Below are 14,076 nucleotides of genomic sequence, written 5' to 3' on the forward strand. Positions count from 1 at the left end.
GACCCCGCGCCGCCACCTGGTGGAGCTCCGCACCCCTGACGCCAGCGAGTACACGCTGGGCCAGGAGATCACTGCCGAGGTGTTCGAGTCCGGCGCCCCAGGACCACTCCCGCAGGGCGTACAGCCGTCAGGCCAGGCGCTCGCGGACCGCGTCGACCAGCGCGTCCAGGGCCACCGGCGACTGCTCCCCCGACTCCATGTCCTTGAGCTGGACGACACCTTCGGCGAGGTCACGCTCACCGGCCACGATCGCGTACCGCGCCCCCGAGCGGTTGGCGCTCTTCATCGCACCCTTGAGGCCCTTCCCGCCGTAGCTGAAGTCGGCGGCGACCCCCGCCCGGCGCAACTCGGTGACCACGCCGAACAGCACACGCCTCGCCTCCTCCCCCAGCGGCACCGCGAACACGCTTGTCGTGGCGGGGAGTTCGAGCTCGATGCCCTCCGCCTCCAGCGCCAGGACCGTGCGGTCCACGCCGAGCGCCCAGCCGACCGACGGCAGCGCCGGGCCGCCGATCATCTCGGAGAGGCCGTCGTAGCGGCCGCCGCCGCCCACCGCGGACTGCGAGCCGAGACCATCGTGGACGAACTCGAAGGTGGTACGGGTGTAGTAATCGAGGCCGCGCACCAGCTTCTCGTCGTCCTCGTACGCGACGCCCGCCGCGGTCAGCAGCTCACGCACTTCCTCGTGGTACGCCTTGCACGCGTCGCACAGGTAGTCACGCAGCATCGGCGCGCCCACCAGCTGCTTCTGGACCTCCGGGCGCTTGTCGTCGAGGACCCGCAGCGGGTTGATCTCGATCCGCCGCCGGGTGTCCTCGTCCAGTTCGAGCCCGCGCAGGAAGCCCTGCAGCGCGTCCCGGTAGACGGGGCGGCACTCCTTGTCGCCCAGGGAATTCAGCAGGATGCGAAATTGGCGCAGCCCGAGCGAGCGGTACGCCTGGTCGGCCAGGATGATCAGCTCGGCGTCGAGGGCGGGGTCCTCCGCGCCGATCGCCTCGGCGCCGACCTGTGAGAAGTGCCTGTAGCGGCCCTTCTGCGGGCGCTCGTAGCGGTAGTACGAGCCCGAGTACCAGAGCTTGGCCGGCAGATTGCCCGCCTTGTGGAGGTTTGCCTCCAGTGCCGCGCGGAGCACGGACGCGGTGCCTTCGGGGCGCAGCGCGAGCTTGTCGCCGCCCTTGGTCTCAAAGGCGTACATCTCCTTGGAGACGATGTCGGTGGACTCGCCGACGCCGCGCGAGAACAGTTCGACGTTCTCGAAGCCGGGCGTCTCGATGTAGCCGTAGCCGGAGTTCTTCAGCGGCGCGGAGATGGCATCGCGGACCGCGAGGTACTTCGCGGACGCAGGCGGGATCAGGTCGTACGTGCCCTTGGGGGCCTGAAAGGTGCTCACGGGAAACTCTCGTCACATTCCTCGTCGGGGAGCTTCGGCGCTCCCGAGGCCGGCGGGCCGGGGGGTCTGGGGGTCTCGCCCAGACGACACAGTCCGCAGGTAGGGATTGGCGGCGCGCTCGCGGCCGATGGTCGTCTGGGGGCCGTGGCCGGACAGCACCACGGTCGAGTCGTCGAGCGGCAGGCACACATGCGCCAGCGACTCGAGCATCTCGGTCATGTCGCCGCCGGGCAGGTCCGTGCGTCCGATGGAGCCGGCAAACAGCAGGTCGCCCGAGAAGAACACGGACGGCACGTCCGCGGACTCGGGCATCCGGAAGGTCACCGACCCCTTCGTGTGGCCGGGCGCATGCGCGACCGAGAAGTCGAGACCGGCGAGACGCAACTCGGCGCCGTCGGCCAGTTCCTTGACGTCGTCCGGCTCCCCCACGGTCAGCTCGCCCATCAGCGGCATCCCGATCGACCGGCCCAGCGCCTTCTCCGGGTCGCTCATCATGTACCGGTCGGCGGGATGGATCCACGCCGGTACGTCATGGGCTCCGCACACCGGGACGACGGAGGCGACGTGGTCGATGTGGCCGTGGGTGAGGACGACGGCGACGGGCTTGAGCCGATGCTTCTTGAGCGTTTCCTCGACGCCTTCGGTGGCCTGGTGGCCCGGGTCGATGATCACGCACTCCTCGCCTGCGGCAGGGGCGACCAGGTAACAGTTGGTCCCCCAGGCCCCAGCGGGGAACCCGGCAATAAGCACGATCGTCCTCTGTGTGGTCGTCGAAGAGGGAACTGCTGTATCGAATTGCAGCAGATCAGAGCCTACCGGCGCTGCTCGTCCCACAGCCAACCCGTATACGGTACGGGGCAAACCCGGCCGGTCGGCATCATGCGACGCCGGCGTACAGACTCGGACGTACAAGGAGAAGACCCGGTGGTCAGCAGCGATCAGCGGCGGCGGCAGCTCGCCAGGGAGAAGTTCGAGCGCCAGCAGCAGCGGCGGCAGCAGTCACGTAAGAGGAAGCAGCGGAATACGATCATCGCGGCCGCGCTCGCCGTGGTGCTCGCCGCGGGGGCCGCGGCCTACGCCTCGGTCGGGCTGTCAGGAGGGGACACCAAGGCCAGCGGCTCGACGGCGGGCGACAGCCAGTCCCCCAGCGCCACGCCGTCCCAGAGCGAGAGCACAGCGCCCGAGCCCGCCATGTCGATCGACAAGAAGGCGAAGTATTCGATGGCGCTCACGACGAACCTCGGCGACATCAAGATCGCGATGGACGCGGCGAAGACCCCGCACACCGTGAACTCCTTCAAGTCTCTGGCGGACAAGGGCTTCTTCAACGGCACGAAGTGCCACCGGCTGACCACGCAGGGCATCTTCGTGCTGCAGTGCGGCGACCCGAACGGCGACGGCACCGGCGGGCCCGGCTACACGATCCCCGACGAGAATCTGACCGCGCTGGGCAAGGCGGGCGCCGACGGCACCGTGACGTATCCGGCCGGGACCGTGGCGATGGCCAATACCGGTCAGCCGCACTCCGGCGGCAGCCAGTTCTTCCTCGTCTACAAGGAGACCAAGCTGCCGCCCAGCTACACGCCGTTCGGAACCATGGACGCGGCGGGCCTGAAGGTCGTCGAGGACGTGGCGAAGGCCGGCGTCTCGGGCGGGGCGCAGGACGGGGCTCCGACGAAGGCCGTCACCATTGAGAAGGCGGCCGTACCGAAGGTGTGAGCGGGGGAATTCGGCCGTGCTGAGTGCGGACAGCCGGGCGGCCGGTCGCCTAGATTGGCGTTGTGCAGCGCGGGCCTCGATTCGCGCTGTGGAAGGCGGGCGAGGCCCGTCCAGGAAACTGTGGACGATGCCCGGGGGGCGAACCCCCTCGCAGGCATCAGGTGGAGGAGGCGCTGTGAGCAGCGACCCGTGGGGCCGTGTCGATGAGACGGGCACCGTGTACGTGCGTACTACCGATGGCGAGAAGGTCGTCGGATCGTGGCAGGCCGGTTCTCCCGAGGAGGCTCTGGCCTATTTCGAGCGCAAGTACGAGGGCTTGGTGGTCGAGATCGGCCTCCTTGAGCGGCGGGTGAGGACCACCGATCTCTCGGCCAAGGACGCCCAGACCGCCATCGACCATCTGCGCCAACAGGTGGACGAGCATCACGCCGTGGGTGACCTCGAGGTGCTGGGCAAGCGCCTCGACGCGCTTGTCGCGACGGTCGAGAAGCGCCGCGCGGAGCGCAAGGTCCAGAAGGCGAAGCAGAACGACGAGGCGCGGCACTCCAAGGAGGCCCTGGTCACCGAGGCCGAGGAGCTGGCGCAGAGCGAGCAGTGGCGCGCGGCCGGTGAGCGGCTGCGGGCGCTGGTGGACACCTGGAAGGGCCTTCCCCGGCTCGACCGGAAGTCCGACGACGAGCTGTGGCACCGCTTCTCGCACGCCCGCTCGGCGTTCTCCAAGCGGCGCAAGGCGCACTTCGCCTCGCTGGACGCGCAGCGCGAGGAGGCCCGTAAGGCCAAGGAGAAGCTGGTTGCCGAGGCCGAGTCGCTCTCCGGCTCCACCGACTGGGGCACGACGGCCGCCCGCTACCGCGATCTGATGGCGGAGTGGAAGGCCGCGGGCCGTGCCCAGCGCGAGGCCGAGGACGATCTGTGGAACCGTTTCCGCGGTGCGCAGGACGTCTTCTTCGCCGCGCGCAGTGGCGTTTTCGCGGAGCGCGACGCCGAACAGGGCGAGAACCTCAAGCTCAAGGAGGAGCTCGCCGCCGAGGCCGAGAAGCTGGTGCCGGTGACGGATCTCAAGGCAGCACGTGCCGCCTTCCGTTCGATCAACGAGCGCTGGGAGGCCATCGGCCATGTGCCGCGGGACGCCCGTCCCAAGGTCGAGGGCCGGGTGCATGCGGTGGAGCGGGCGCTGCAGGAGTCCGAGGAGAACGAGTGGCGCCGGACGAACCCGGAGGCGCGTGCGCGAGCCGAGGGTCTGACGGGCCAGCTTCAGGCGGCCGTGGACAAGCTGCGCGGGCAGATCGACGCGGCGCGCGCGGCGGGCAACAACGCCAAGGCGGACAAGCTCGCCAAGGAGCTCGAGGGCCGGCAGGCGCTGCTCGATCAGGCGCTGAAGGGCCTTGAGGAGTTCGGCGGCTGACAGCCACGTGAAAGGGCTCCCTGTACGTCGCGTACAGGGAGCCCTTTCGTACGTCCGCTACGGGCGGCGCGCCGAGGTCACCCGGTACACGTCGTAGACGCCCTCCACGCCCCGTACCGCCTTCAGTACGTGCCCGAGGTGTTTCGGGTCACCCATCTCGAAGGTGAAGCGTGAGGTGGCCACCCGGTCGCGGGACGTCTGGACGGCCGCCGAGAGGATGTTGACGTGCTGGTCGGACAGCACGCGCGTGACGTCCGAGAGGAGCCTGGACCGGTCGAGCGCCTCGACCTGGATGGCGACCAGGAAGACCGAGGACTGGGTCGGCGCCCACTCGACGTCGAGGATGCGCTCCGGCTGCTGCGAGAGCGAGTCGACGTTCACGCAGTCCGCGCGGTGAACCGATACGCCGCTGCCGCGCGTAACAAAGCCGATGATGGGGTCTCCGGGCACGGGCGTACAACATCGGGCGAGCTTGACCCAGACGTCCTCGACGCCCTTGACGACCACGCCGGGGTCGGCGTTGGCTCGCCGCTTGCGGCCGCGCGCGGGCGGTGCGCTCTCGGCGATGTCCTCGTTGGCCGCCTCCTCGCCGCCGAAGGCCTGCACCAGCTTCTGGACGACACCTTGCGCGGCCACATGGCCCTCGCCGATCGCCGCGTACAGGGACGAGATGTCGGGGTAGCGCATCTCGTGCGCGAGCGTGACAAGCGAGTCGCCGGTCAGGATGCGCTGGATCGGCAGGTTCTGTTTGCGCATCGCCCGCGCGATGGCGTCCTTGCCCTGCTCGATCGCCTCGTCGCGGCGCTCCTTGGAGAACCAGGCGCGGATCTTGTTGCGTGCCCGGGGCGACTTGACGAAGCCCAGCCAGTCGCGCGAGGGGCCCGCGCCCTCGGCCTTGGAGGTGAAAACCTCCACCAGGTCGCCGTTGTCGAGGGTCGATTCGAGCGGTACGAGCCGCCCGTTGACCCGCGCCCCTATGGTCCGGTGGCCGACTTCCGTATGGACGGCGTACGCGAAGTCGACCGGCGTCGCGCCTGCCGGAAGCGCTATGACGTCGCCCTTCGGCGTGAAGACGAAGACCTCGTTGCGGGAGAGGTCGAAGCGCAGGGACTCCAGGAACTCGCTGGGGTCCTCGGTCTCCTTCTGCCAGTCCAGCAGCTGGCGCAGCCACGCCATGTCATTGACGGCATCGTCCTTGCCGGCCCGTTTCGGCACGTCCGTACGCACCTTGGAGGCGCCGGCAGAGGGCTCCTGCTTGTACTTCCAGTGCGCTGCGATGCCGTACTCGGCGCGGCGGTGCATGTCGAAGGTGCGGATCTGCAGCTCGACGGGCTTGCCGTTGGGGCCGATCACCGTGGTGTGCAGGGACTGGTACATGTTGAACTTGGGCATCGCGATGTAGTCCTTGAACCGGCCGGGGACCGGATTCCATCGCGCATGGACGGTGCCGAGCGCCGCGTAGCAGTCGCGGACGGTGTCGACGAGGACGCGGATGCCCACCAGGTCGTAGATCTCCGCGAAGTCGCGGCCGCGGACGATCATCTTCTGGTAGACGCTGTAATAGTGCTTGGGCCGTCCGGTGACGGTGGCCTTGATACGGGCGGCGCGCAGATCGGACTGGACCTCGTCGGTCACTATGGCCAGATACTCGTCGCGCTTGGGCGCGCGCTCGGCGACGAGCCGCACGATCTCGTCGTACATCTTGGGGTACAGGATCGCGAAGGCGAGGTCCTCCAGCTCCCACTTGATGGTGTTCATGCCCAGCCGGTGGGCCAGCGGCGCGTAGATCTCAAGGGTCTCGCGGGCCTTCTTCTCCTGCTTCTCCCGCTTGAGATAGCGCATGGTGCGCATGTTGTGCAGCCGGTCGGCCAGCTTGATGACCAGGACGCGCGGGTCCTTGGCCATGGCGACGACCATCTTGCGTACGGTCTCGGCCTGGGCGGCCTCGCCGAACTTGACCTTGTCCAGCTTGGTGACGCCGTCCACGAGGAGGGCGACCTGGTCGCCGAAGTCGCGGCGCAGGGTGTCCAGGCCGTACTCGGTGTCCTCGACAGTGTCGTGCAGCAGCCCGGCCATCAGGGTCGCCGGGTCCATGCCGAGCTCGGCGAGGATGGTGGTGACGGCGAGCGGGTGCGTGATGTACGGGTCGCCGCTCTTGCGCTTCTGGCCGCGGTGCCAGCGTTCGGCGACCTGGTAGGCGCGCTCGATCTGGCGGAGCGTGGAGGTCTCGATCTTGGGGTCGTTGCTGCGCACTATCCGCAGCAGCGGTTCCAGGACGGGGTTGTACGGCGACGAGCGCTGGACGCCGAGGCGGGCGAGGCGGGCGCGCACGCGGTTCGACGAGCCGCCGGACCGGGGTAGAGCCGCAGGCGTGGGCCGGGGGGCAGGCGTGGAAGAGGGAGTCGGAGCGGAGACGGGGGCCGCACCATTCGCACTCCCCGTGGCGGCACCTCCCAGCGGTGGCTGGGGGACTTCGGCCGGGGGGACCCCCATCTCGCTACGCTCGGGCGCTGCCGGCTTCGGGTTCTCGGCCGGCTTCTTCTCGGGCGTGACAGGGGCTGCCGCGGCCTCTTCGGCCATCTGGTCGGGCTGCGCGGCGGCGCGGTGGGCCTCGTCTGGCAAGAGCGCTCCTCGTGCGGTTCCGGGTCCCCAGGTCAGGCCCGGAGAAGCCATGGTATCGACCTCGGGGTCCCGGTGCTCATGAGGCGATGGGCCCGGACATGACAGGCAAGACACACCGAGCCTCTTCGGGCACCCTCTCGTCACTGCGCGCCACCCTCTGATCGCAGCCGGGTGGGGGCGCCGTGTGATCGTAGGCCACACACAACAAAGGGCGCCCCGGGAAGATTCCCGGGGCGCCCTTCGGTACAAACTCGCTCGGCGTCAGAGCGTGATCAGAGCCTCCAGCGGTGCCCCGCGCAGCGCCGGCTGCAGGCGCGCCCGGCCGCCGAGGAAGCCAAGCTCCATCAGGACCGAGACACCCGCGACATCGGCTCCGGCGCGCCGTATCAGCTCCAGCGACGCCTCGGCGGTGCCTCCGGTGGCAAGCACATCGTCGATGACCATGACGCGGTCGCCCGCCCGCAGGTCCTCGGCGTGTACCTCGATCTCGGCCTGGGCGTACTCCAGCTCGTACGCCTGCGAAAGCGTCGCTCCGGGGAGCTTGCCCGCCTTGCGTACGGGAATGAAGCCGAGCCCGGCGCGGACGGCGACCGGCGCGCCCAGGATGAAGCCGCGGGCCTCCAGACCGACGATCTTCGTAGCCTCGTGGCGCGCGCACAGCCCTGCGAGTACGTCGGTGAGAGCCGCGAAGGCCTCCGGGTCCGCGAGCAGAGGCGTGATGTCCTTGAACGTCACCCCCGGCTTCGGATAGTCGGCGACGTCCCGGATTCGGCTGAGCAGCAGCTCCTGCGTGCCGACCGTCATCGCCGCCTGCCCGAGGGACGGCCGCGGCCGCGGCCGCGCGGGCCCACGACGGCGCCGGCCGTCGCGGCGTCGTCCGGCACCACGTCATGGGGCTCCCCGGAGTCGTCCGCCGACTCGCCCTTCGCGGCGGCCGCCGCGCGCTTGGCGAGCACCCGCTTCTTCAGGGCCTTCATCTGCGGCTCGCGTTCCTTGAGGTCGGCGACGAGCGGCGTGGCGATGAAGATCGAGGAGTACGCACCGGCCGCCAGACCGACGAACAGCGACAGCGAGATGTCGTTGAGCATGCCCGCGCCGAGGACACCGCCACCGATGAAGAGCAGGCCGGCCACCGGCAGCAGTGCGACGATGGTGGTGTTGATGGAACGGACCAGCGTGCCGTTGAGGCTGCGGTTGGCGATCTCGCTGTAGGTGTAGCGGGTCTGCTTGGTGATGTCCTTCGAGCCCTCCTTGAGACCGTCGAAGACGACGACGGTGTCGTAGAGGGAGTAACCGAGGATGGTCAGCAGACCGATCACGGTTCCCGGTGTTACCTCGAAGCCGACGAGTGCGTACACACCGACGGTGATGGTGAGGTCGTGGATCAGCGCGATGAGGGCTGCCAGAGCCATACGCCACTCGAAGGCGACCGCGAGATAGAGCACCACCAGGATCATGAAGACCCCGAGGCCGGTCCAGGCCTTGTTGGCGATCTGCTCACCCCAACTGGGGCCGACGATATCGGCGTTGATCTTCTCCGCCGGGATCTTCAGGTCCCTGGAGAGAGACTCGTTGACCTTGTTGGCGTGTGCCTGGTCGAGCTCGCTGACCTGGATCCGCAGCCCGCCGTTGCCGAGCTTCTGGACGATCGCCGGATGGCCGGAGGCCTCTTGGGCGAACGTCTGGGCCTGGGACACGGAGACGCTCGTGCTCGGGGTGGTGAAGACGGCGCCGCCCTTGAACTCGATGCCCATGTTCAGGCCCCGCACCGCAAGGCCGACGATGGCCATGATGGTGATCAGGATCGAGATCCCGTACCAGATCTTCCGCTTGGCGACGAAGTCATAGCCGACCTCGCCGCGGTAGAGCCGGGCGCCGAGAGTGCCGAGTCGCGACATCTCACGCCTCCTTCGGGTCGGTGGGGGCGGAGACGCGGCGGGAGCGGCGCAGCGGGGGCTTGGCGCCGAGCCGCTTCGGGTCCAGTCCGGACCACGGGTGGCCGTTCGCGAAGAACTTCCTGCGGGCGAGAAGCGTCATCACCGGCTTGGTGAAGAGGAACACCACGACCACGTCGAGCAGGGTGGTCAGACCCAGCGTGAACGCGAAGCCCTGGACCTTGCCGACGGTGACGACGAACAGCACCGCGGCGGCGAGGAACGACACGAAGTCGGAGACCAGGATGGTGCGCCGGGCGCGCGGCCAGGCACGCTCGACGGCGGGCCGCAGCGTACGGCCCTCGCGGATCTCGTCCCGGATGCGTTCGAAGTACACGATGAACGAGTCGGCCGTGATGCCGATCGCGACGATCGCACCACAGACCGCCGGCAGGTTCAGCGCGAAGCCGATGGCCGGGCCGAGCAGCGCCATGATCGTGTACGTCAGGACCGCGGAGACCATGAGGCTGAGGATCGCGATCAGGGCCAGGCCGCGGTAGTACGCCACCAGGTAGATGATGACCAGCGCGAGGCCGATCGCACCGGCGATCAGACCCGCCTTGAGCTGCTCGCCGCCGAGCGCGGCGGTGACGGTCGTGACGCTCTGCTCCTGGAAGGAGAGCGGGAGCGCGCCGTACGACAGGATGTTGCCCAGGTCCTGCGCGGACTCCTGGGTGAAGCTTCCGGAGATCTCGGCGCTGGCGCTCAGCGTCTGGTTCACCGACGGCGCGGACACAACTTCACCGTCCAGGACGATGGCGAACCGGTTCATCGGGTCCTGCTGCTGCGAGAGCTCGCTGGTGATCTTCTGGAACTTCTTCGAACCGCTGTTGGTGAAGTCCATCGTGACGATCCACATGCCACGCTGCTGGTCGAGTTGGCCCTTGGCGTCGGCGACGTCCTTGCCGTCGACCGCGGCCGGGCCGAGGATGTACTTCTCCCACTGGCCGCCGTTCTGGCCGCAGGCGACGGTCATGTCGCTGGGCTTGACGTTGTCGCCGAGCTTGCTCCGGGCCGTCTTGTCCGTGCAGTCGAGTTCCGTGAACTGCTTCTGCAGGGCGGCGGTGGCCGCGTCGACGCTGGGGGTCGGGGCCGGCGCCGCCGGGGACCCGGAGGGCGTCGGCTTGGCCGACTCGGAGGCGGTCGGCGTGGGCGTCGGCGCCTTCAGGGCGTCGGTCACCGCGCGGCCCTGCGTCGTCGCAGTCGGCGAAGGGGTGGCGGACGGCGGGTTGGCCGCCTGCTTGCCGTCCGTGGCCTTGCCCGACGCCGAGGGGCTCGGGGAGGGCTGCGGGGCCGCGGGGCCGCCGGGAGCGGAGGTCAGCACCGGCCGGAAGAAGAGCTGGGCGGTGGTGCCGACCTGCTCACGGGCCTGCTGGGAATTCGTCCCCTTGGGGATGTTGACGATGATGTTGCGTTCGCCCTGAGTCTGCACCTCGGCCTCGGAGACGCCCAGACCATTGACACGGCGCTCGATGATGCCGACCGCGGTGTTCATATTGGTCTCGTTGATGGCGTTCTGCTGGCCGGGCTGGTTCTTCGCCTCGAGCGTGATGGTCGTACCGCCCGCCAGGTCGATGCCCAGACGCGGCGTGAGCTGACCCGCCCAGAACATCCCGCCCGTGAGCGCGACCATGGCGATCAGAATCAGTACCAGGGCGCGCCCCGGCCTGCTCTGAGCCCCCGCGGGCCTTCGGCCCTTATTCGGTGCTGCCACCTTCTCGTTTCTCCCTGTCCAACCGCCCCGCGCCGGGTGTGCGCCGAAGCGGCCACGAAGTGTTGTGGGGACCTGCCCCCCGCAGAAATCAACACGACCGGGGGACCGCCGGGCGCCGGTGGGCGCCCCCGCGGTCCCCTCGCATGGCTACTTCGCGTCGGTCTCGCCGTCGGCCTTGCCGTCCTTGGGCTCGACGTCGTCCTTGGGCTCGGCGTCCTTCGACTCGGCGACGTCCTGCGGCTCTACGTCGGCCTTCGGCTCGGCGTCGTCGGCCGCGGGGGACTCGGGCTTCTTGCCGAGGTCGATCTTGGCGTCGTCCGAGGAGTCGGTGTCGGCCGCCTCGGTCAGCGAGGAAGCGTCGTCCGGCACGACGGGGCCGTCAACCTTGAGGTGGCCGTCGCCGTGCACGATGCGGTTGTACTCCTCGTCGTCGAGGACCGCACCGATGGAGTTCTTGGCGTAGACGGCGTGGACGCCGGGGGCCACCTCAAGGAGGACGGTGTCGTCGTGAAGCTCCTTGACGGTGGCGTACATCCCCCCGATCGTCCGGACGCCGGTGCCGGGCTGCATCTGGTTACGCATCTGGGCGGCCTGCTGCTGCTTCTTCTTGGCCGACCGCGTCATCAGGAACATGGCCCCGATGAGCACGATGAAGGGGAGGAGGGTCACGAGACTCACGGGACGGAACTTCCTTCGCACGACCGCACTGACGAGGCGGCCTTATCTACGGGGGTGGGTACGCCGACCGATTGGGGCGGCATCGGCGGAGTCTAAGCGAGTCCGCATCATTGGAACAACGCCCAGCATCCCACCGTGGTTCCTGGCCCCGCGACACTCCGCGCCGTCACGTCCCGAACAGCCCCTGTTGTCCGCTTGCGCCGGGGGCCTGCTGCGGTGGTACGAGTCCGAGGTGGGCCCAGGCGGCAGGGGTGGCAACCCGGCCGCGCGGGGTCCTGGCCAGCAGCCCCTCCCGTACCAGGAAGGGCTCGGCCACCTCCTCGACTGTCTCGCGCTCCTCCCCGACGGCCACCGCGAGCGTGGACAGACCCACCGGACCGCCGCCGAACAGCCCCAGCAGCGCCTGGAGCACGGCACGGTCGAGGCGGTCGAGTCCGCGGGCGTCGACCTCGTACACCTTCAGGGCGGCGGCGGCCACCTCGCGGGTGATCAGGCCGTCCAGCTTGACCTGGGCATAGTCGCGGACGCGGCGCAGCAGACGGTTGGCGATACGGGGCGTGCCGCGGGAGCGGCCGGCGATCTCCGCGGCGCCGTCGGCCTCTATGTCGACGTCGAGGAGCTGGGCGGAGCGGTGGATGACGCGCTCCAGCTCGGCGGGGTCGTAGAACTCCATGTGCGCGGTGAAGCCGAAGCGGTCACGCAGCGGGGGCGGCAGCAGCCCGGCCCGGGTGGTGGCGCCGACCAGGGTGAATGGAGGAAGTTCGAGCGGGATGGCGGTGGCCCCCGGGCCCTTGCCGACGATCACGTCGACCCGGAAGTCCTCCATGGCCATGTAGAGCATCTCCTCGGCGGGCCGGGACATCCGGTGGATCTCGTCGAGAAAGAGCACCTCGCCCTCCTGGAGGGAGGAGAGGATCGCGGCCAGGTCGCCGGCGTGCTGGATGGCGGGGCCCGAGGTGATGCGGATCGGGGCGTTCATCTCCGCCGCGATGATCATGGAGAGGGTGGTCTTGCCGAGGCCGGGGGCGCCGGAGAGCAGGACGTGGTCGGCGGTGGCGCCCCGCGCGAGGGCCGCTTTCAGGACAAGATCCAGCTGCTCGCGGACCCGCTCCTGGCCGACGAACTCGTGCAGCGACTTCGGCCGCAGCGCCGCCTCGACGGCCTGGTCCTCGCCGTCGGCTGACCCGCCGACGAGCCTCTCGGCGGCAATGTCGTCGGTCGGCGGTGCGGTGTCGTCCCAGTTCACAGTCGATTGCCTCGCGAGTTCGGCGGTCAGAGGGGTCGGCAGGGTCAGCGGGTGCGGTTCAAGGTCTGGAGAGCGGCCTTGAGGAGCTGCCCCACATGCGGTGTGCTCTCGGCAGCCTCGGCCTGCGGCGCGACCGCGGTGACCGCCTCGTCGGCCTCACGGGTGGCGTAGCCGAGGCCGATCAGCGCGGCGTGCAGCTGGTCGCGCCATGCCATCGGGGCTGCGGCCGCGGCGGAGCCCTGCCTGCCGATGTGCGCGCCGACCGGTTCGCCGAGCCGGTCCTTCAGCTCGAGCAGCAGCTTCTGCGCGCCCTTCTTGCCGATGCCCGGGACCGCCGTCAGCGCCTTCTCGTCGCCGGTCGCGACGGCGACGCGCAGGGCGTCCGGGGTGTGTACGGCGAGCATGGCCTGGGCCAGCCGGGGCCCGACGCCGCTCGCGGTCTGCAGCAGCTCGAAGATCTGACGCTCGTCGTCGTCCACGAAGCCGTAGAGCGTGAGCGAGTCCTCCCGTACAACCAGGGAGGTGGCGAGCTTGGCCACCGCGCCGATACGGAGCTCGGAGAGGGTGTTCGGCGTGCACTGGACGGCCATGCCGACGCCGCCGACCTCGATGACCGCGGTGGTGGGGGCGAGGGCGGCGACCGGGCCGCTCACGAAGGCGATCATGCGGTACGGCCTTTCGATGCGTGCAGGGCGACGGCTTGCTGGAGGCGGTTGTGCGCGGGGGCACGCCAGATGTGACAGATGGCGAGGGCGAGGGCGTCCGCCGCGTCGGCCGGCCTGGGCGGGGCATCGAGCCTCAGCAGCCGGGTCACCATCGCCCCGACCTGCGCCTTGTCGGCCCGGCCACTGCCGGTGACGGCTGCCTTCACCTCGCTCGGGGTGTGCAGCGCGACGGGGATGCCTCGGCGGGAGGCGCAGAGCATGGCGACCGCGCTGGCCTGGGCGGTGCCCATGACCGTACGCACATTGTGCTGGCTGAACACCCGCTCCACCACGACGAATTCGGGCCGGTGCTCGTCCAGCCACTGCTCCATGCCCTGCTCGATCGCGACCAGGCGGCTGCCGAGATCCGCGTCCGCGGGCGTACGCACGACACCAACGCCGAGCATCGTCAGGGGGCGGCCCGCGACGCCTTCGACGACACCGACGCCGCACCGGGTCAGCCCAGGATCCACGCCCAGTACCCGCATCGTGCGCCCCCTCCCCCTTTTGCGGCTAACCCTCCCCCTAGCCCTAGCGGGCTGGGAGGTGCCCCCAGCCGCTCTCGCGGAGGTGGCTGCTCGCCGTCGTGGTTTCTCAATTGATGGTTTCGGCCCTCAGGCTAACCGGCGCATGTGACAACGACGGCGGGCCGACGGGACGTGTC

At 69.5% G+C, this 14,076-nt stretch carries 12 protein-coding genes and 1 pseudogene; 3 read left to right on the forward strand and 10 right to left on the reverse strand.

Annotated features, from left to right (window positions below; genetic code table 11):
- Positions 1-94 (forward strand): annotated as a pseudogene (gene rplC / locus ACWDO5_RS32560) (50S ribosomal protein L3); the annotation flags it as partial.
- Between the two features lie 33 nt (positions 95-127).
- Here the strand turns inward: rplC and hisS are convergent.
- Both hisS and ACWDO5_RS32570 read right to left on the reverse strand, forming a co-directional pair.
- Positions 128-1,390 (reverse strand): histidine--tRNA ligase, encoded by a 1,263-nt coding sequence (hisS, locus tag ACWDO5_RS32565; protein ID WP_450534135.1) that lies wholly within the window; start codon positions 1,388-1,390, stop codon positions 128-130.
- 12 nt (positions 1,391-1,402) lie between these two features.
- Positions 1,403-2,140 carry an MBL fold metallo-hydrolase gene (locus ACWDO5_RS32570; protein WP_450534137.1) on the reverse strand — a complete coding sequence of 246 codons (738 nt, stop codon included), beginning with the start codon at positions 2,138-2,140 and terminating at the stop codon, positions 1,403-1,405.
- Positions 2,141-2,314: 174 nt separating this feature from the next.
- Here ACWDO5_RS32570 and ACWDO5_RS32575 point away from each other — a divergent pair, with 174 nt between their 5' ends.
- Positions 2,315-3,109, forward strand: a complete 795-nt coding sequence (locus ACWDO5_RS32575) for a peptidylprolyl isomerase (RefSeq protein ID WP_450534138.1) — start codon at positions 2,315-2,317, stop codon at positions 3,107-3,109.
- Positions 3,110-3,284: 175 nt separating this feature from the next.
- Positions 3,285-4,514: a DUF349 domain-containing protein gene (locus ACWDO5_RS32580; RefSeq protein WP_450534139.1), complete on the forward strand. Its 1,230-nt coding sequence runs from the start codon at positions 3,285-3,287 to the stop codon at positions 4,512-4,514.
- Positions 4,515-4,571: 57 nt separating this feature from the next.
- On the opposite strand, the gene ACWDO5_RS32585 is transcribed toward ACWDO5_RS32580, so the two are convergent.
- The 8 genes from ACWDO5_RS32585 to ruvC form a co-directional block, all read right to left on the reverse strand.
- Positions 4,572-7,136 (reverse strand): RelA/SpoT family protein, encoded by a 2,565-nt coding sequence (locus tag ACWDO5_RS32585; RefSeq protein ID WP_450534141.1) that lies wholly within the window; start codon positions 7,134-7,136, stop codon positions 4,572-4,574.
- A 261-nt stretch (positions 7,137-7,397) separates the two neighbouring features.
- Positions 7,398-7,940, reverse strand: coding sequence for an adenine phosphoribosyltransferase (locus ACWDO5_RS32590; protein WP_450534143.1), 543 nt, complete (start codon positions 7,938-7,940; stop codon positions 7,398-7,400).
- Positions 7,937-9,034 carry a protein translocase subunit SecF gene (secF, locus tag ACWDO5_RS32595; RefSeq protein WP_450534145.1) on the reverse strand — a complete coding sequence of 366 codons (1,098 nt, stop codon included), beginning with the start codon at positions 9,032-9,034 and terminating at the stop codon, positions 7,937-7,939. The genes ACWDO5_RS32590 and secF overlap by 4 nt, the downstream gene beginning before the upstream one ends.
- 1 nt (position 9,035) lies before the next feature.
- On the reverse strand, positions 9,036-10,784 hold the full coding sequence (gene secD / locus ACWDO5_RS32600; RefSeq protein WP_450534147.1) for a protein translocase subunit SecD: 1,749 nt from the start codon (positions 10,782-10,784) through the stop codon (positions 9,036-9,038).
- A gap of 147 nt (positions 10,785-10,931) precedes the next feature.
- The gene (gene yajC / locus ACWDO5_RS32605; RefSeq protein WP_450534149.1) at positions 10,932-11,462 is read right to left on the reverse strand and encodes a preprotein translocase subunit YajC; all 531 of its coding nucleotides are present in this window, start codon (positions 11,460-11,462) and stop codon (positions 10,932-10,934) included.
- 166 nt (positions 11,463-11,628) lie between these two features.
- Positions 11,629-12,708 (reverse strand): Holliday junction branch migration DNA helicase RuvB, encoded by a 1,080-nt coding sequence (gene ruvB / locus ACWDO5_RS32610; protein ID WP_450534151.1) that lies wholly within the window; start codon positions 12,706-12,708, stop codon positions 11,629-11,631.
- A gap of 44 nt (positions 12,709-12,752) precedes the next feature.
- Positions 12,753-13,373, reverse strand: coding sequence for a Holliday junction branch migration protein RuvA (ruvA, locus tag ACWDO5_RS32615; protein WP_450534153.1), 621 nt, complete (start codon positions 13,371-13,373; stop codon positions 12,753-12,755).
- On the reverse strand, positions 13,370-13,900 hold the full coding sequence (gene ruvC / locus ACWDO5_RS32620) for a crossover junction endodeoxyribonuclease RuvC (protein ID WP_450534154.1): 531 nt from the start codon (positions 13,898-13,900) through the stop codon (positions 13,370-13,372). The genes ruvA and ruvC overlap by 4 nt, the downstream gene beginning before the upstream one ends.
- Positions 13,901-14,076 lie beyond the last annotated feature (176 nt).

Source organism: Streptomyces sp. NPDC000880, assembly GCF_053599675.1.

Coding starts and splice junctions, on each gene's coding strand:
- ACWDO5_RS32590 (WP_450534143.1), bottom strand. CDS start 7,940: ATGACGGTCGGCACGCAGGAGCTGCTGCTCAGCCGAATCCGGGACGTC.
- secF (WP_450534145.1), bottom strand. CDS start 9,034: ATGTCGCGACTCGGCACTCTCGGCGCCCGGCTCTACCGCGGCGAGGTC.
- ruvA (WP_450534153.1), bottom strand. CDS start 13,373: ATGATCGCCTTCGTGAGCGGCCCGGTCGCCGCCCTCGCCCCCACCACC.
- ruvC (WP_450534154.1), bottom strand. CDS start 13,900: ATGCGGGTACTGGGCGTGGATCCTGGGCTGACCCGGTGCGGCGTCGGT.